We start from the raw sequence: 17,834 nt of genomic DNA on the forward strand, positions 1-17,834 counted from the left end.
CAAGACTAATTACAGGTAACAGTAGCAATGTCATCAAAGGTGCTACAAACCACATAAGCAGATCCTTTACTTAGCGCTATATTCATCGGCACCTGCCGATTCACCTTTATTTTCAGCGTTTAAGCTAAGTTGACTGTTGAAGTCATAAATACTTTCAGCCAGTTGTGTTTGCAATGACATCACAAATTCACGCTTTACACTGACGAACAATTCTTGTGTCTGCGCAGTTAATGTTTGCTCAATAGTTCCCACAACATCTGATATTGGTGCGGCTTCTGCGTGTGCTGCAACGCTACCGACTAACGCGCCTAATAACACACTCATTTGTACTGATTTTTTAATGGTTAACGTAAACATGATGGCATCCCTTTCGATTAATTAACTTGACGAAAGGAGTATTACAAACTGCGTGCCAACTTATAAAAATATTATTAAGATTATGATTTTAATCATTTTAAAAAATTTTATGTGGACAAGATGAGATATAGGGATGGATTGGAAAATAACAAGTGGTGAAAAATACTACTCAAATTAGTAAATTTCACCATCTTTTAAGTCGAGTGGAATTACTCTACAACTTCAGCCTGAATATTCTGAAAAGCCTGCATTACCACTTCTATCCCAGCGCCGTTTTTATGGGCATTTTCGCTCAAATAACGACGCCACGCACGGGCACCCGGTAAGCCTTGGAATAACCCGATCATATGGCGAGTAATATGATTAAGTCGCCCACCAGACTGCAAATGCGCTTCAATATAAGGCAACATAGCCTCAATCACAGCCTCGCGGCTAATCACTGCTTTTTGACTGCCACACAATATTTGATCCACCTGCGCCAGAATATAAGGATTCTGATAAGCCTCGCGCCCCATCATTACTCCATCGAGCTGCACTAAATGCATTTGTGCTTGCTCGAGAGTTGTTACGCCGCCATTAATACCAATATTAAGTGCAGGATAATCACGCTTAAGTTGATACACACGCTCATAATCGAGCGGCGGGATCTCGCGATTCTCTTTTGGGCTTAACCCTTGAAGCCACGCCTTACGCGCATGGATAGTAAAATCCGTACACCCTTTTGCACTGACCACATCAATAAACTGGGTTAAAAACGCATAACTATCTTGTTCATCAATTCCGATACGCGTTTTCACAGTCACAGGAATATCAACGACTTGTTTCATGGCGTCAACACACTCAGCCACTAACTCAGGTTCCGCCATCAAACACGCGCCAAAGCGACCATTCTGCACTCGATCGGAAGGACAACCCACATTGAGGTTAACTTCATCGTAGCCACGCTCAGCAGCGAGTTTAGCGCAACGAGCCAAATCTAAGGGATTAGAGCCACCTAACTGCAACGCCAAAGGATGTTCTTCCTGATTATACGCCAAGTAATCACCGCGACCATGCAATATCGCTCCTGTTGTCACCATTTCCGTATACAACAAAGCATTAGCCGACATCAAACGTGCAAAATAACGATAATGACGGTCCGTCCAATCCAACATGGGCGCAATGGAAAATGTTCTATCAAGCAATTTCGTTGGTGTACATGGCTTTAAGTGGTGGTTTTCAATTTTCATCGTTTATCTTGAGTTACTTCTAGTTGCTTGTAATTGCCGTCAATTTCGTTATATGGTGCCCCATATAGGCCCCTTTTTGGGGTAGGACGAATTAAGGTTAATCTCATTCTATGGCGTCATTTACTATTGAGAAACGCGCAAAGGCGAACGGGGATTTTAGCTACCGTTGCACTATACGCGTTAAAGAAAGTGGGGAAATTATACATCGTGAGTCTAAAACTTTCAGTAAAAAGGAAGTTGCTAGAACTTGGGGCAAAACCCGATGTGATGCAATTGAAAATGATTCTGTACTGCAAAAGAATAAAGCGATTCTAATCGGTGAGTTACTTAACCGTTTTTTTGAAGATGCTGACCTGTGGTCAAGAACCGGCCGCACCAAGCAATATGTTATTCGCATGCTGATTGACTGCGATATTTCAAAAGTAAGAAGTAACAATTTAAAGACCAGCGATTTAATTGAGCACTGTAAAAATCGGCGTATGGCTGGCGCAGGCCCCGCGACGATTTATCACGATATTGCTTACCTGCGTAGTGTGATGAAAAAAGCCGCCCCCGTCTGGAATATTGATGCTAACTTTCAGGTTTTTGAAGAGGCCGTGCCTGTTCTCATTGAAATGGGGTTAGTGGGTAAAAGCCAAAAGCGAACCCGTAGACCAACAGAGAATGAGCTTGAACGATTAAAAGAAGGGCTTGAGCAGCGAATGAGCTACCGCCCAAACGGGGCTAATCGCATCCCGTTTATCGACATGCTGGATTTCAGTATTTTGACCTGCATGCGCATTGGCGAAGTATGTAAATTAAGATGGGTCGATTTAAATAAAGACCATAAAACGATTTTAGTCCGTGATAGAAAGGATCCAAGAAAAAAGGAAGGCAACCATATGATTGTGCCTTTGCTTGGTGGATCGTTTGACATTGTTATGCGCCAACCTGTTTCTGATGACTTAATTTTCCCCTATAACGCAACATCCGTGACGGCTGGCTTTCAGCGTGTTCGTAATGAACTCGGTATTACTGATTTGCGTTACCATGATCTCCGCCGCGAAGGGGCTAGTAGACTGTTTGAAAAGGGATATTCGATTGAGGAAGTCGCTCAGGTTACAGGGCATAGAAACCTGAATATTTTATGGCAAGTTTATACACAGCTGTTCCCGCATAAGCTGCATGACAAGTTTAAAGAAGATTAACTAACATCGAATATATGATCGACTTTAAACCCATTGTATATACACAGTGTATATACAATGGGTTTTTGCTTGTGTATAGTGAGCGCTCACGGTGACTGAGGCGGTCTTGATAGGACTAAAGAGGACAATTAATTGCGATTTATAATGTCAACCGCGGTTAGGCTAAAGCTTCGTGATAAGCATAATGTCTCGAATAAAGAAATATTTGAATGCTTTTTCAATAGGACTCACTCTTTTTTAATGGATACAAGAGAAGAGCATCTAACAGATCCAATAACCCAATGGTTTATTTCTGAAACGGACTTAGGCCGTAAGTTGAAAGTGTGCTTTGTCCAAAGAGATGATGTTATTGAAATTAAGACGGCTTATGAGCCGTCCACACCTAGGGCTATAGATATTTATTACCGTATAGCTAAAGAATGCTAGTTCCTGTACTAAACTTAATTACAGCAGATCCAAAAAATAGGAGTGCCGTCATGAGTAACAAGACTCAAAAAATCGAAGGTTCTACAGATAATTGGGATAACGAATTGCTCGGCAATGACGAACAATTTGCAGCAATTGCTGAAGATGTAACCTCTGAGTCTGTTGACGATATGCTTGCTTTGCAAATGATCTCAATCAGACTGCAGAAATCAATGATACAAGATTTAAAGAACATCGCTCAGGTGAACAATCTCGGTGGTTATCAGCCCCTAATTCGACGCGTTTTAGAGCGATTCATCGAAGCAGAGATGAAGGCAATTGCGCGGGACGCGATGAAAAAAGCAATTGAAACCGAAGTATCATATGAGGAAGAACGCGCTATCGCGTGTTGAAAGTAATTACAAACTATATACTGAAAAGCCCACTTTGATGTGGGCTTTTTGTTTTTACTGCTGGTTATAGCTGAGCTGGGTTAGCTTCTGTTCGGCTTGGCTCTACTTGTGGCTTGGATATTCTGCTCATTTGCAGGTTTATCCCTTCACGGCGAATGCGTGGCGGTACGACGGTGCGCTGGATTTCTTCAATACTAACGAATATGTGACCACATTCGTCGTTATTGCAGCGGTAGGTTTTCTCACGGGTGAGCGGCGTAATAGCGCGAGTTCGGCGCTGTAGTGCGCGGCTGTCACAATGTGGGCAGGTCATGCCTGCACCGCAACCCATTACACTGCCTCTTTATGGGTGTTGGTTTTATATGGTTTATGCGAGGTCATGGTTAACTCCTTATTGTCACTGCGTACAACCATTCTAAAGGGTGGCTATAGGGTTATATACACAACATATTGTGTGTCTTTGCAAAATTTTTACCTTCCGCTGTAGCCAACATAGTTATTGGCGTCTGTGCTCGATACATTTGACGGTTAACCTGTTTCATCTTCGCCGCTGGTAACCTCAGCCACTTCACTGTTTTTTACTTCTAGCTCGATCCCTGTGGTGTAACCCGTGTCGGTGATGTTGTGCTCGACGCGAGTGAGTAGCCAGTCACTGTTATCTATTTGCGGTTTAAAACCACTGACGCTAACAGGCAGCTCAGGGAATAGCTCCGGTCGCCCCATGGCTAAGGTGATGGTGAATGTAGCTACGCCGCGTTGCAGTTTGTCCCACATGGCACGCGCTGCGCGCTCGGCGTTCTGCTTGTTGGCATAGGTATGCCGCAGGGTTTTGACGTTATCGTTACTGCCAACCATGATCTCCTTTTCGCCCACAGCTACTGGCGCGCCGTTTTGGTCTAGGGGCTGCTCAGGCTCAGCTTTTTGCTTACTCTTTTGCCAAGGCTTTTTAGCTTTAACAGTCTGTCGCTTGGCGGCTTTATCGTTTTGCCAATAGGCCACGACGCCTGAGTAAGCATCGCGATCGGCTACGCCAAAGTGATGGCTGTCGCCTGATTGGCGGGTAATGTCTACACGGTCGAGCGCGATGCCGCTGGCGTTGTGGGCTAAACCCGCCTGTAAAAATAACAGGTTGCCATTTTTTACCGTTGCTATGGCATCAAACTGTTCGGCAAGGCGGCTTAGAAAATTAGCATCGGACTCGTTGGCTTGGTCGATGTGATCGATAAACTCCATTTTTAAGTTATCGCTGATTTTAGCCTTTAGCTGATGCCGCGCTGCGATGACATCGATAATGCTGCTCACGCTTTGTTTATGAAAGCTTTGCTCACGGCTTTGTTGCAAAGTGCCGCGCATATCGGCTGATTTGCCGCGGATGGTTATGGCGTCTGGCGGGCCGCTGTGTTCAAGTTCGTCAATGATGTAAGTGCCTTTATCAACCAGTGCGCTCCCCTTCCAACCAATACGCACTTGCATGGTTGCGCCCTTGGGTGGCATCGCCAGCTCACCGTCGGCGTCATCGAGTTGCACTTCAACGGTGTCGGCCTCAAAACCGCGATTATCAGTCAGGCGCAGCGACATAAGCCGCGCTTTCACTTTGGGGCTGATGTCTTTACCATTGACCAATATTTGATAGTCTGGCGTTGGCTGGTCGCTCGATGCCAGCGGGTTAAACTGCTCGAGTAGGTTCACAAAATCTTCCTTATTAGCTTGCTGATACCCATGCCGATGAGGTTTTCAGTGCCAATTAAGCTAGTGTTCTTTTCATCCACCCGTTTCAGCTCAATTGTAAATTCAATCTTCCTAGCCGCACCGTCACTAAAAAACTCGCTACGGCCTTTGCTTATTTTCTCGATTACAAAAAAGCCTGTCACAGTGCCGCGCCCTTCGATAAGCGGATAGGCTTTACCTGTGTCGGCCATTTTACGCAGCGCCTCAAGGCTTAGCTCTCCGCCGGTGATTTCGGGCATTAGCACACCAGATAGCGTTAGCGTTTCATCACCAACCCCCAAGAACTGCGCTGACGGCCGCGCACCTACGCGACTATTGGTTGGATGGCGCCATACCATGTCATGCTGTGATGTTTGGTACGGCACAGTTCGCCGACTAAATACAAAAAAACCGAGTGTCATCATCATAATGGTTGGCTCACTTTAGTTAAGATCCTTTAGGCTGCTGCGCAGGCGTGCCTGCTGGGATCGTTCACGCTTTTCTAGTTCGATGCCGACTAGGCGCGCGACATCCTGCGCATCCATATTAGCGGTAGCGTGGATGGTAATGGGTGCATGGATACCCGCATCGATGTGAACAGTTTGAGGCTGCGGCGCTTGGCGCTGCGCAAAGGCACTGCCGGCGCTTAACCTATCTGGCGCTGCGTTATGCGTTAAGCCATTGCTGTTAAGCGCTAAGTCGCTGCCGTTATGCGTTAAGTCGTCACTCTTCGCTTTTCTGGCTGGTAGCTCACCCTCTTTTACCAAACGGATTGCATCCGGCACCGAATAATCAGCGCCTTGGTATTCATCCCGAATGGTGCGGGTTTGGTCTGGGATTGCCTGCAATGATGTGCCCAGATATTCCTCGCGCACCTGGCGCACAATATCCTCTGGCTGACTCAGTTTAGCCGGCGACAGCTGTTCAATGATCTCACGGTTAGCACTGGGCACTGGCGACAGCAGGTTAGTTACATCATTCGGCATGGCCGCAGCTGGCAACGCTGAGATTCCCAGCACAAAGGCAGTGCCTGCCAGTTGTTTACTAAGTTTATTTACTTCGGCTATCGGCTCCTGCTGGGTTCTACTAATGCCAACGGTTAAGCCTTGCATGGTTTGGTCGCCCATTACCGCAAACACTTTGCTGGGTGAAGCAATGCCGAGCATGTCTTTAAAACTATCAATCGCACCATTGGCTGCACCGAATATAGCCTCTTTCAGTGCGCCAACTTTACTCACGACGCCGTTTATTACGCCGTCCATAATGTTGGCGCCAAAGCTCATAAAATTGCCGATGACTTGTGGGAAGAAATTAATGATGTCAGCCAGCCATAAGCCAAAGCGCTTACCTGCGCCGGTGGCATTATCAAGCTCGGCGGCGGTGGCGTTAATCGGGGTAAGTAACTCTGTTACCCATTTCCAAACAGTACCGAGCACACTGGCGATGCCATCCCAAATTGGCTTAAGCGGCATTAATGCGCTACCTAGTGCAGTAAAAGCAGGGCCAAGTGCTTCCGCTACAGGCGCTAACCCTTCTTGCAGCCCTTGCCAAAATCCGACAAAAAAGGCTTTGATGGGTTGCCAATATTTATAAACGGCCAACGCCCCCAAACCGATGGCCGTTACCAGTAAGCCGATAGGGTTAAGTAAGGCGGCGCGGCCAACAAATAGCAGCGTTTGCCCAACGAGGCGAAGCGGTGACGTGACACTGGTAAGTAGTACGCGGCCAATTCCTCGCGCGCTGGCTTTAAAGCCATTCAACAAAGTGCCCACTTTGCCATGAGTTTGGACATAAGCCCGCATTGCCGCAGTGGAACTCTGTATGCCACTCGCAGTCGATTTGATTGCCATCCCTGCATTGACCGCTGCCAGTTTTGAGCCCGAGACTACGGCTAGCCACTGAGATTTAGCGAATGCCACCGTTGCAGATCTAGCCTGAAAAAAGCGTGGCCCAATGCGCTTTAATGAGCCATTCCACCGGTCGAGTGTTGCAGCAACTTGTTTAAAAGCTGGCAAGGTATTTTTAGGATCGCTTTGTTTCCATAGCGCACCGATACCTGCCCATGCGCCTTTAAAATTAGTGGCTTTACCAATTATCCCTGTGACACCTTTAGATAATCCTCCAAAGGCTGTTGTTAGTAATCCTGCTGGCGCTACAGCCCCCATCAAATTAATGCCCAGCACGGATGTGCTGTACTTGAGTAAAGCGATCGGCCCTAAGATACCCGCAAGCATTAACGTCAGCGTACCGCCAGCAACAGCTAGCGCCCCCACGCCCATAGCGACTTTAAATAGAGTTCCAGTGAGTTCGGGGTTGGCTTTTATCCATGTGCCGAGCTTTTCGGCCATTTCGCCCAGCCAGTTAACCAACTGCTTAAGCTCTGGTGCTACTGCTTCGCCTACGTTAACAAGCGCGTTGGTAAAAGTGCCTGTGGCGGCATCCCATAGGTTGGTCAGGGTATTTAGTTGCGCATTCACCCTGAGTTGCAGTGATGCCTGCGCTTCCATCTTTGCGGCGGTTTCACGGTAGCCGGCAATGCCCTTGTCAGTCATTAGATTAAGCACTGATAAGGTATCTCCATCGTTACCGAATATAGTGCTGAGAATGGGTAGGCGGTCTTCTGTGCTCAGCCCTTTGATTTTTTCTAATTGTTTGAACATGTTGTCTAGCCCAGCAAACTCACCTTTACCGTCGGTAAAATCGAGTTTAACGCCCATGCCCTCAAGCATTTGGTTAGCAATACCGACCTTTGACTTATCCATTGAGAGTCTAAATACTTTGGCATAAGCGTTACCTGCAACCTCGCCCGCTAACCCTGCTTGGTCAGCCATGACGGTCAGCGGAGTCAGTAGTTTTGCTGCCTCAAGCCCTTTTTTTCTCAGAATCGGCAGTGCGGCACCCATTTTAGTAAAGCTTTGCAGCATATTGTTTTTATCAACACCGAGATAATATGAACGTTGAATCACGTCCATCAGACTCATCATGTCTTTTTCTGCTGTGCCAGTGGCATCCTGTAATTTAGACGCAAATTCTGCCGCCTCATTAAATGGCAACTTCATTTGAACGCCTAAAAAAGCGGTCGCTTCACCTAGACCGCCTAAAATTGCTTTTGATGACATACCTTGCTGAATAAGGGTTGTCATCATGTCCTGAAAGTCGGCAGTAGTACCTGGGAGTTTGTTACCGAGCTGAGTTGCTAGCGCATTGATTTCGGCAAACTCTTTACGCACAACTCCGCCCGCGCCCATCATCGATACTTTGAGCCCGGTGGCGGCGGTTTCTGCTTTTGAAAACTCAATGATAGGGATTGCAGAGACAGCACCAACGGCCGCACCAGTGGCCACCATGCCAGCGCCTTTTCCGGCAAGGTCGCCCTGCAATGCCTTGCTCTTTTGATAGCTGGCTTGTGCTGCGTTGAGTTTCTTTTGCTGCTCTGAAACCTGTTGTAAACGGCGCTTTTGCTGTTCGAGGTGTTTGTTCGCCAGAGAAAGATCATCGGCTAGCGTGCGTTGATGCTTGGAAAGGTTACGGGTATCGATACCTGAAGCACGAAGCGCTTCGCGCTGCCGGTGCTGGCTAATGGTTAAGTTTTTATGCTGAGTATTCAGCCTAACTGTTGCCGCCCTGGCTTGTTCGTATTCCTTAACCAGTGCTTTAGCTGGCGCTTGGCTGCTTTGCATTTCAAGCGCAAGGCGTTTCACCTCCTTTTGTGCCTTGGCCAACTCATTTGAAGTAATACCAAGGCTGCGGCTCACCTTGCGATAACCATCGATTTGAGCAGACTGCTTATTAAGAGACTTAACTCGGTCTTGCGTCTCTTTTAATTGAGTGGCGGTTATGCCGCTGGCTTGGCGCATTTTTTTTAATGGCCCAGTGATCTTATCCACTGCCGCCAATAACACGCTCATCTCTAATTTTTTAGTCATGCTTAACCTTGTTAATTCTTTCCCATCTATCCAGCGCTTTATCGTGCCAGCCTAGAAGCTCATCGATGTCCATTGCCGCCATCTCAGATAGCGGCCAATGAAAGATAATGGCGATATCCGCCATGGTGTCATCTATGCACTCAGGGAGGCTTGACTGTCGCTCTCGCTCTGACTGTCCATCTGTAACTTCTTCGGCACCAAAAAATTACTAATTTCTCCACCAATCTGCACTAAGTCAGCAGGGTCCATGTTGAGTACTTCATCTTTGGTGATCATTGGCGAACTGATACGAGGCAGTACTGTCGAGATAGCGTTAACGTCAAGGTTGAGCAAATCAGATAGCGATAATCCTCGCAGTTCGCCAGCTTTAGGTTTGCGCAAGGTGACTTTGGTAACGGACTCTTTGCCGCGTGCAATCGGTTGATCGAGTGTGACTTCTTTATGAGTGATAGTGACTGTCATTGTTAGGCCCTCTGTCTAATTAAAAAATGCCCGCATACGGCTATGTATTGCGGGCTAAGATTGGTATTGATGCTTTAAGCCCGAGTTATAACCCGATGGCTTTGCGGTGTTCTGCCATCATGTCGACGGCATTGATGATCTCAATGCCGTTAACGGTATCAACTTCAACAAGCACTTCGCCGCCTGCCGTTTCTTTGTAGTAAGTGCACGTCATAGTGGCTTTGGTTTGGCTGTTGTCGCCGGTTTTGTAACTGCCGCGATCAAGCTCTTTGTAACGGCCACGGCATACGATTTCGACGGCTTGCACTTCACCGGTGTCGTCGCGCTGGAATGAACCCGCAAAACGCAGCTGAACACCGTCAATCTTGCTGGCCGACATCTGCTTAACGAGCTGGGCTTCATAGCCGCCTAAAGTGAATTCAACACCTAAGGCATCATCATCCAGCCCCATATCGATATCAGCCGCACCGGGCATGCCGCCGCCACGGTATTTTTCAAATTTGCGGCTTAGTTTGGCGGGGGTAAATTCTTCCGCCACACCTATCCAGTTTTGACCATCACCGAATAGGTTGAGGTGCTTGAGTTTTCTTGGTAACGCCATGGGTTATCCTTAGGCCGCAGCGACTGCGGACGCGAAGTCGACCAAATAACGGTCGGTAATTTTTTGACGGAAGGTTAAATCTTCCAACGGAGGCACTGGGGTGTAGTCATAATCGATATACAACTTACCGGCCTTAATCGTGCTGACGTCGTTAACGTCTTCGCTGTACCACGCTTGGCCGTCAACGATATATCCTAGGCCTTTTAACTCGCGAAACTTAGCGTTAATACCTTCGATAATGTCTTTAACCAATGTTGGGGTCATTGGCTTATCAACAGCCCACATGTGTGCGTCAGCAATGGTGTCAGCCAACACTTGCGCGGTGCGGGTGTAGTTTTCAAACTGGAATAAGGGATCTTCCGAACAGGTACGCGAGCCCCAAAAACGGAAACCTGATTGGTTAATCAAGGTGGTGATCTCATTACTGTTTAGGTAGCCAGCATCGGTAGAAGGATCTTGCAAATCCCAATACACGGGTTTGCTTAAACCGGTAACACCGTTAACGGTGACGTTCGATAGGGTTTTGTGCCAACCGACTTCTTTGTCGATACGTGCGCGTAAACCTAATGCGCGAGCGGTCGCGGTCGCGTTTACACTTGCGGCGGCAACGGTATCAAAAGCAACAAACTCAGGCCAAATGATCATCACTTCACGGTCGCCAAAGTTTTCACGGTAAGCCACGGCTTCTTCTTTGGTGGCGCAGCCATAAGCGCTGATATAGGCAAAGGCGCGCAGCTTTTTAGCGGTCGCAGCAAGTTCAGTTGCAACTGGCAAGGTGTCTAATCCTGGAGTGCCAACAATGCGAGGCTTAACGCCAAGTAAAGACTGTGCAGCCAGCAATGCTTTAAGGCCTGTGTACTGCCCTTGTGGGGTTACAGTGCCGACAATATTCGCCGTTGTGGCTGTTTCATCCGCTCCCTGCTCAACACGAACCACAACGGTAAGTGTATTCACTTGAGCGGCAATGGCTTCGAGTGTGGGTTTTAACGTACCTAAGGTGCCAGCTTTGCCAATGGCTTGCATGACATTGGTTAGCAACACTGGGGTGTTTAGCGGGAATAGTGTTGCATCAGCATCGCTAGCGGTGCAGACAATGCCGATGACTGAGGTTGATACTGTACGAATAGTTCGGGTGCCATCATTGACTTCAATGACGCGGACCCCGTGGTGATAATCCATAATAAGCTCCGGTGCTGTGGGTTTTGCAAAACTAAGCAGGGCTAAGCTTGCAGAGCACACCGGAGCGGTGCTACTGGTTTGAGTGGTAAGAGTCGTTTATTGACCTAAAAACTTAGGGGTGTTGTAAATTATTCAGCCTCTGCAATTGGGTAGCGTTGTTTTATCTGCCCCACCTTATCGCGCCACGCTTGTTCACTCTCAGCTGTTACATCATATTGCCATTCCATGTAAAGCGGATCTGACTCTTCTCGATACGCAGCCTTACGTTTTTCGATGTTTTGCGACAACTCAAAGTCGCGCTGGGCGAGCACTGATTTAATTTGCTCGGGGTTCATTCCCAGTTGCTCCATATACTCGAGTGAGACGTCAGAGTGTAAGGCACCATTAAAAAGATACGTAAAATTCATTGTTGTTACTCCACAAATTTAAATGACACTACACAAATAAAGCCGGACGGAAACCAAAGCTGCTGTAGGCGATTCCGCGCGAATAGAGTAAGTTAAGCGCCCCCAGTCCTGCGCTCGAGTGATCATACCAACCGCCACCACGGAGGGGGAATCGGTCGCCATAATTTCTTGCTCCAATGTAACCCCGCACCGTTGCAGTAACAGCTGATTCAATTAGCAGCTTACGCATTAGCTCGTTAGGTACATAACTTACCGATTTCGTGATAGTTGCAAAGTGCGGTGCTGTTAGATATGGATAATCGTTTGAATCATCATTCATCGGACCGTTGCGCTTAGTCACTGCATTGCTGAGGATGGGGGCTCCTGCACTACCAGAACCAACTTGATTATCAGTTGCTGAATCAAAATAAGCCGTGTGTTTATGCCAGTTTGCTTCAGCCACAGCGGGGTTATTGTCCAAAGTTGTAATAATCTGACCATCGTCTAACTTCATTTGATCTAACCATTCCCAGACGTTGCCCGCTAAATCACACACGCCAAAATTGGTATGGTCATGATTCCAAGTTGCGGGTCCTTTGCCTGTGTCAGTCCTACCCGTGCCGCTCAGGTCCCCTGGTGTGCCATTATCAGAGCGCCGAGCGGTTTCCCATTTTTTCTCGTGTGAACGACCATCGTTTGTGTTGCCTCGCGGTACTGTCCCATTACCTAATGACCACAGCGCAATAGCAGCCCATTCATGTACAGACATCATGTGCCAATTTGCGCCTTTGCGCGTGCACAACTCTTTTGCGACATCGTAGTTAACGGATGTGCGCGGCTGTACGCCACCAATCACTGCGCTACCATTCGCGGCTGTTGAGGCTAAATACTTGCCGATTAATATCTCGCCGCGTGGTACGCCGTTAGTCTGGAACGCAGGATGAACCCCTGTGCCAAGGTTTAAGTCAACCAGCCCTAGGTCTTCAATATTGAAGCGTGGGATAACGCACATAATATTAGGATTGCCCTGGGCGTCATACACCACCGTATTGCGACCGCCAGAATTGTGCTCGATAGCTTTTTTGTAGCCGTCGGTGGCGATAATGGTCAGTCCGACCGCTTTTTGCTCGTAGGTTGATTCGACCTTAGCAATGGAGTCATTAGTTTTTTTATCGATAGCCGCCATCTTGCCAGCGACTTCTTGCGATAACGCCTGTGATGCGGCAGTTTGTGTTGCGGACGCGACTTTTAGCCCCGCAATTTCTTCAGCAATCGAGCTCATAATTATCCCTCTAGTTGTCTAATGCGCTCACTGAGTTGCATGTTCCAGTGAGCATTTTTAATAACTGCCGCCGCATTTTGTAAAAATGCTGTGCAGCCCGCGATAAACTCTTTGTCTAAAATCAGGTTCAGGTTTTCAGCGCCCACCACCACTGTGATGCTGTCGGTTGGCAGCGACTCAATATTTAACGTAAACCACTGCACGACTTTTACAGCTGGGGTTCGGTAGCCCAGCGTCTTGTTCGGTGCGCTGTATACGCCCAGCAAAGTCGTGCCAATGTAAAACCCTATCTCTTTGATGGCGTACTCCAGTTCGCCATCAAATACGCCAGCCATCCGCAGACTCTTACCGCCATCTTGATAGTCAGAAATGGCAATGCGTTCTTTTTCAGCACTCAAGCTGGTTTGGGTTTTAGAGGGCGTATAGGCGTTTGAGCCAAACGCCATGTGAGTGATCTCGGCTCTCAGCCCTTTGTCTTTTGCTGATAAGCAAGCGGCAAGGCCAGCCTCGGTAAATTGCAGTGTGAGTGCCATTACACAACTCCCGTTAATTCGTGTTCAGAGATAATTAGTTGATGCGACACCGCCGCAAGCCTGTGGGTAAATAACAATTCGTCAGGTAGCACTGGAGATAACAGGTAATCGATATCGATGCAGTCGATACGATGCGAGGTTCCAAATACGCCAGCTAAGGCAATAACATCATCAGGGCGAACGCCATTAGAATCAGCATCGATATCAGATATACCAACGCTAGGGCTAATACCCGCGGCAATGGAAAGCGATTCTTCAAATGAGATACCAAGCTCAACATCAAAATGGATCGAGCCACGCTTTGAGGCGCGAATTGCCTCTGTCACCATGGCGAGCATTTTGGCGGTGATCAATCCTTCATTTTCATCAGTGATATTGTCGTTAACTAACGCGAGCACTTTCATCGTGCCGCGCACATTGCTGCCGGCACTTTCCCACCACTCTAGGATATTGGTTTTAATACCTAGGCTGTTAAGTGCTCGCTGCACCGCGTAGGGAGTGCCTTTGTGGCGATGAATATCGAAAGCATCGTTAACCACCTGGCGCTTAACGCTCTCAGGCCAACTGTCTGCCCACTGATCGACTGAGTAGGCCCATGCTAGCCAAGGCAGCAAAGACAATGGGCAGCGAAACGGATCCCACAGATCAGCAATAGACAAAGGTAAATCTAGAGAACTGGCTATCACTTTTTCAATATCGCGCTCAAGTTTTGAAGCGTTGGGTGGCAGTAATGATGAAACCCAATTATTCACCTACGCCCCCAATAGAAACAGTAACGCTGGTGCAATACGCAGCCTGATGGTCAAGTACGGTTACATCAGCGGATGGGCTAATCAGATTGACGTTATTGACGCCGCTTTGATGCAGCGCTTTATATATTCCCGAGCGGGTAATATCAGCCCCCAAGCGGCGCTGTTCTTTTTGGTAGAGTGCCAAGGCTTGATTGGCTGCGGCTAACACCACTTGCGCATCAGGTCCAGGCAAGAGTTGCAGCACTGCTTGCACACTGTAGCTAATAATGTTCGCACCTTGAATGGTGACTCTATCGCCCTGCGGTCGTACTTTTGATGGGGTATTTGACTGGGATAAACCATCGGCACTCATACCGAAGACGTCACGTACCTTAATAAGAAGCTCATTGCTGGCAGTGCCATTACCCTCGATAGATAGAATGGTGACCACCATTTCACAGGGCTCAGGACTCACGGCTTTAGCATCTGCCACACGGCCATCAGCGCCCAATGCAAAAAAAATGTAACCGTCGATACTGCCTGCCGTATTTAAACCATCAAATGCCATTTGCACGCGGCGCTTAAAGGATTGCTCATCCTCTAAAATTTCAGGGATTAGCGGTACTGCAGTCGCATCTCCCACTTGGATAACTAGTGGCGCGAGGTCATAACGTGAGCCAAGTGCAATCAAGTTATTGCCCGTTGATGAGGCTAAAATATTACCGCGAGTGGCATCATTCATTTGCGCAACCAAGTGCATTTCACGATAGGCAAATACTTGCAGTAATTTGGTGATAGGGTCCGACTCTAGTGCCACCACAGCTTCATAGCTGGGGTCGATATCTATCAGTAATTGCTTGAGCGCAGCAAAGCGCTGCTCAAAGCTCAGCAGCTGTATAATGTCAGGCACAGGAACTTTAGATAAGTCGATTAGCTCAGCCATATGTGACCTCGAATAATTGGGCGCGTTGAGTGTCGATGCGGTCGGTCACTAAGTTGAATTGCACTTTACCGTCGCTGCCGCCACTGATAATTTCAATCTCAGTAATGCGAATACGCGGCTCCCAACGGGTTAGCGCGATAACTGCTGCCGCCATAATCTGCAGCTTTACAGCGGCGCTTTGGGGCTGGTCGATAAGTTCAAAAATGGCGCTACCATAGTCGCGGCGCATCACGCGCGAACCTAATGGCGTGGTTAAAATATCCTGAATACTTTGGCTGATGTGCTGCGACTCGCTAATACTTTGGCCGGTGAAACGATTCATACCTTGCCAATTTTTGTTCGTGATCATTGCGGGCCTCCCGACGTGCCCGAGCCAGCATCGACACCACCATGTTTATGTGTGCCAAAATTGATGCCATCGATGCTTGCTCCGCCGGTAATCACCATGCCGCCGTTGTTAGTCAGCTTGCCTGCATGGTCAATCGCCCCTGTAACTTTTGCGCCCTGTTCCACTGTGAGCTTTTTCTTGACCAGCACATTGCCCGTAAATACTGAATTAAGACAGTCAATAGTCACCCTCTCGCTAGCCTGTACGGTGGCAGTTTTAATGCCGGTCACCTTAAGCGAACTGGTATCTGGGTCGTACTCAATCACTGCGCCATCTGGATAGGTAGTGCGCTCACGATTGTCGTTATCGTCAGGCTCTGGGTTTTCATCACTATAAAGGGCGGGAAGTATATAAGCGTTTGTGAGGTCGCCACTAAGCGATAACAGCATCACTTGCTCGCCAACGGTAGGGCGCCAGCTGGTTTTTGCCGTGCCGGCACGACGAGTAAAAAAGGGGCGAAACTGGGTAAGTAACTCGCCAGTTTTTACGCGGCACGAATCACCCTTTACTTCGGCAACGGTGCCAATGCGTAAAAGGTTATCGATACGGCGTGTAAGTTCGGCAATCGCAGCGGTCGTGTTCATGCAGCTATGGTTGCCAGTTGTATGGCTAGCCGCAAAGGCTTTGGGTGGTATGTGAGAAGTTATAGCGCAAAATATTATTTTACATCTTTTAAACTCATTTGTGCCCCCCAATAAGTGCCAAGTTAACTTGGGGATTGGTTAATGAGCTAACTTGTGTACCAAATTTTAGTAATGCCACAGAGTGTCGTTAGCCTAGCCGTTAGGGAATGGCCATGATTTTATCATTTACGATTTATTTAGAGTGGGCCAGTGCTTGGGAATCTAGGTTCGCATTTTTCAAAAATAAAAGTGTATAATAAAGCAAAATAATTTTTGAGCATAAAACATTGAACAAAAGATTTGAGGCGCTGGATGCATTTCGAGGTATTTGCGCAATTGCGGTTGTGGTTTTTCACATGCATTTAGTAGGTTCTATTACTGAGTTGCAATTTTTTAGAGGTAGTTCTATTTTTGTAGATTTTTTCTTTGTGTTAAGTGGATTTGTATTGGCTCATGGATATGCTTATAAAAAAAATTTGAAGTTTACATCCTTCATGAGATCTAGATTTTTTAGAATATACCCGCTACATATATTTATGTTTTTGGTGATATTTACGCTTGAACTGGGTAAATTAATTGCCTATAAGTTTGGCGGATTTATATTTAACAATATACCTTTTACAAATAGCTTTGCTATTAATGAAATAATCCCTAACTTATTGCTTATACAGTCTTGGAGCTCATACACCGACCCATTATCATTCAACTATCCGTCTTGGAGTATCAGTATTGAATTTTACATGTATGCTTTGTTTTTTTGCTCGATAATTGCTTTCAATAATTACAAGGTAATTGCTTGGGCGATCACTTCAATCATTGCTTTTTCTCTAATATACTCGCAATCATCACTCATTACATCAGAGGTACTACGCGGAGTATCTTGTTTCTTTGGTGGTGCTTTTACCTATTGGTTGTTTTTGCAAACCGTAACTACATTTAAGCTAAGTGTAATCGTTGGTACATGCTTGGAGTTGCTGTTGTTGTCGATGATCATCTTTGCTGTGCAATCACAATTCAATCATCGTTCATCAATTTCCTCAGTATTGTTTATGATCACTGTGTTTTTCTTTGCCTTCGAGTTTGGTGCCATATCTAGACTACTTAGAGCCAAATGTTTTCAGTTATTAGGAAAACTATCATATTCTATATATATGACTCATACTGCTGTTCTTTTTTGCTTAACTTCAATCGCGATCATTTTGCATAAAGTAACAGGTAACGCATTTACGACCATGAAAGATGGCATTAGATTTTTGGATTTCGGACACACTTTTACAAACAATGCTGTAGTTATATTTATTGTTATGATAGTTATTGCAATATCCAATATAACCTACAAATATATTGAACTTACAGGTCAAAGACTTAATGCAAAAAGCAATGGTTCTAATGATGCCTGTAAAAACTATCCTGAATTGAAAAATCAAAAAAATGATGCGTAGAAATTAAAAGCAACCAGAGTGAGCCATTTTTTAAAAATAC

The 17,834-nt window shown here is 46.8% G+C and carries 20 protein-coding genes; 3 read left to right on the top strand and 17 right to left on the bottom strand.

The window, feature by feature from the left end:
- Positions 1-66: 66 nt before the first annotated feature.
- Both KO533_RS16300 and dusA read right to left on the bottom strand, forming a co-directional pair.
- Positions 67-357 (bottom strand): hypothetical protein, encoded by a 291-nt coding sequence (locus tag KO533_RS16300; RefSeq protein ID WP_173246873.1) that lies wholly within the window; start codon positions 355-357, stop codon positions 67-69.
- 209 nt (positions 358-566) lie between these two features.
- Positions 567-1,586, bottom strand: a complete 1,020-nt coding sequence (gene dusA, locus KO533_RS16305; RefSeq protein WP_219255130.1) for a tRNA dihydrouridine(20/20a) synthase DusA — start codon at positions 1,584-1,586, stop codon at positions 567-569.
- 110 nt (positions 1,587-1,696) lie between these two features.
- On the opposite strand from dusA, the gene KO533_RS16310 reads away from it, so the two are divergent.
- Positions 1,697-2,773, top strand: coding sequence for a site-specific integrase (locus tag KO533_RS16310; RefSeq protein ID WP_219255132.1), 1,077 nt, complete (start codon positions 1,697-1,699; stop codon positions 2,771-2,773).
- A gap of 476 nt (positions 2,774-3,249) precedes the next feature.
- Positions 3,250-3,591 (top strand): hypothetical protein, encoded by a 342-nt coding sequence (locus KO533_RS16315; RefSeq protein WP_219255134.1) that lies wholly within the window; start codon positions 3,250-3,252, stop codon positions 3,589-3,591.
- Positions 3,592-3,655: 64 nt separating this feature from the next.
- Here the strand turns inward: KO533_RS16315 and KO533_RS16320 are convergent, their stop codons facing one another.
- The 15 genes from KO533_RS16320 to KO533_RS16390 form a co-directional block, all read right to left on the bottom strand.
- On the bottom strand, positions 3,656-3,922 hold the full coding sequence (locus KO533_RS16320; protein WP_219255136.1) for an ogr/Delta-like zinc finger family protein: 267 nt from the start codon (positions 3,920-3,922) through the stop codon (positions 3,656-3,658).
- A gap of 197 nt (positions 3,923-4,119) precedes the next feature.
- Complete coding sequence (locus KO533_RS16325; RefSeq protein WP_219255138.1) at positions 4,120-5,280, bottom strand: phage late control D family protein; 1,161 nt, start codon at positions 5,278-5,280, stop codon at positions 4,120-4,122.
- Positions 5,277-5,726: a phage tail protein gene (locus KO533_RS16330; RefSeq protein ID WP_219255140.1), complete on the bottom strand. Its 450-nt coding sequence runs from the start codon at positions 5,724-5,726 to the stop codon at positions 5,277-5,279. The genes KO533_RS16325 and KO533_RS16330 overlap by 4 nt, the downstream gene beginning before the upstream one ends.
- Before the next feature lie 15 nt (positions 5,727-5,741).
- The gene (locus KO533_RS16335; protein ID WP_219255142.1) at positions 5,742-9,224 is read right to left on the bottom strand and encodes a phage tail tape measure protein; all 3,483 of its coding nucleotides are present in this window, start codon (positions 9,222-9,224) and stop codon (positions 5,742-5,744) included.
- A complete protein-coding gene (locus KO533_RS16340) occupies positions 9,217-9,348 on the bottom strand; it encodes a GpE family phage tail protein (RefSeq protein ID WP_212601397.1) in 132 nt (43 codons plus the stop codon). Before KO533_RS16340 ends, KO533_RS16335 begins: the two co-directional genes overlap by 8 nt.
- An 8-nt stretch (positions 9,349-9,356) precedes the next feature.
- Positions 9,357-9,686, bottom strand: coding sequence for a phage tail assembly protein (locus KO533_RS16345; protein ID WP_212601396.1), 330 nt, complete (start codon positions 9,684-9,686; stop codon positions 9,357-9,359).
- Between the two features lie 85 nt (positions 9,687-9,771).
- Positions 9,772-10,287: a phage major tail tube protein gene (locus KO533_RS16350; RefSeq protein ID WP_219255144.1), complete on the bottom strand. Its 516-nt coding sequence runs from the start codon at positions 10,285-10,287 to the stop codon at positions 9,772-9,774.
- A 9-nt stretch (positions 10,288-10,296) separates the two neighbouring features.
- Entirely contained in the window at positions 10,297-11,469 is a 1,173-nt protein-coding gene (locus KO533_RS16355) for a phage tail sheath protein (protein ID WP_219255223.1), read from the bottom strand.
- 125 nt (positions 11,470-11,594) lie between these two features.
- Positions 11,595-11,873, bottom strand: a complete 279-nt coding sequence (locus KO533_RS16360) for a hypothetical protein (RefSeq protein ID WP_219255145.1) — start codon at positions 11,871-11,873, stop codon at positions 11,595-11,597.
- A 28-nt stretch (positions 11,874-11,901) separates the two neighbouring features.
- Positions 11,902-13,134, bottom strand: a complete 1,233-nt coding sequence (locus tag KO533_RS16365; RefSeq protein WP_219255147.1) for an SUMF1/EgtB/PvdO family nonheme iron enzyme — start codon at positions 13,132-13,134, stop codon at positions 11,902-11,904.
- A 2-nt stretch (positions 13,135-13,136) separates the two neighbouring features.
- Positions 13,137-13,667: a hypothetical protein gene (locus tag KO533_RS16370; RefSeq protein ID WP_219255148.1), complete on the bottom strand. Its 531-nt coding sequence runs from the start codon at positions 13,665-13,667 to the stop codon at positions 13,137-13,139.
- On the bottom strand, positions 13,667-14,419 hold the full coding sequence (locus KO533_RS16375) for a phage tail protein I (protein WP_219255150.1): 753 nt from the start codon (positions 14,417-14,419) through the stop codon (positions 13,667-13,669). Before KO533_RS16375 ends, KO533_RS16370 begins: the two co-directional genes overlap by 1 nt.
- The gene (locus KO533_RS16380) at positions 14,412-15,341 is read right to left on the bottom strand and encodes a baseplate J/gp47 family protein (protein ID WP_219255152.1); all 930 of its coding nucleotides are present in this window, start codon (positions 15,339-15,341) and stop codon (positions 14,412-14,414) included. The genes KO533_RS16375 and KO533_RS16380 overlap by 8 nt, the downstream gene beginning before the upstream one ends.
- Complete coding sequence (locus KO533_RS16385) at positions 15,334-15,690, bottom strand: GPW/gp25 family protein (RefSeq protein WP_219255154.1); 357 nt, start codon at positions 15,688-15,690, stop codon at positions 15,334-15,336. The genes KO533_RS16380 and KO533_RS16385 overlap by 8 nt, the downstream gene beginning before the upstream one ends.
- Complete coding sequence (locus KO533_RS16390; RefSeq protein ID WP_219255155.1) at positions 15,687-16,313, bottom strand: phage baseplate assembly protein V; 627 nt, start codon at positions 16,311-16,313, stop codon at positions 15,687-15,689. The genes KO533_RS16385 and KO533_RS16390 overlap by 4 nt, the downstream gene beginning before the upstream one ends.
- 326 nt (positions 16,314-16,639) lie before the next feature.
- Between KO533_RS16390 and KO533_RS16395 the strand changes: the two genes are divergently transcribed.
- Positions 16,640-17,794 carry an acyltransferase gene (locus tag KO533_RS16395; protein WP_219255157.1) on the top strand — a complete coding sequence of 385 codons (1,155 nt, stop codon included), beginning with the start codon at positions 16,640-16,642 and terminating at the stop codon, positions 17,792-17,794.
- Positions 17,795-17,834 lie beyond the last annotated feature (40 nt).

It is taken from the genome of Shewanella sp. NKUCC05_KAH, from assembly GCF_019345585.1.
Taxonomy (GTDB): Bacteria; Pseudomonadota; Gammaproteobacteria; order Enterobacterales; family Shewanellaceae; genus Shewanella; species Shewanella oncorhynchi.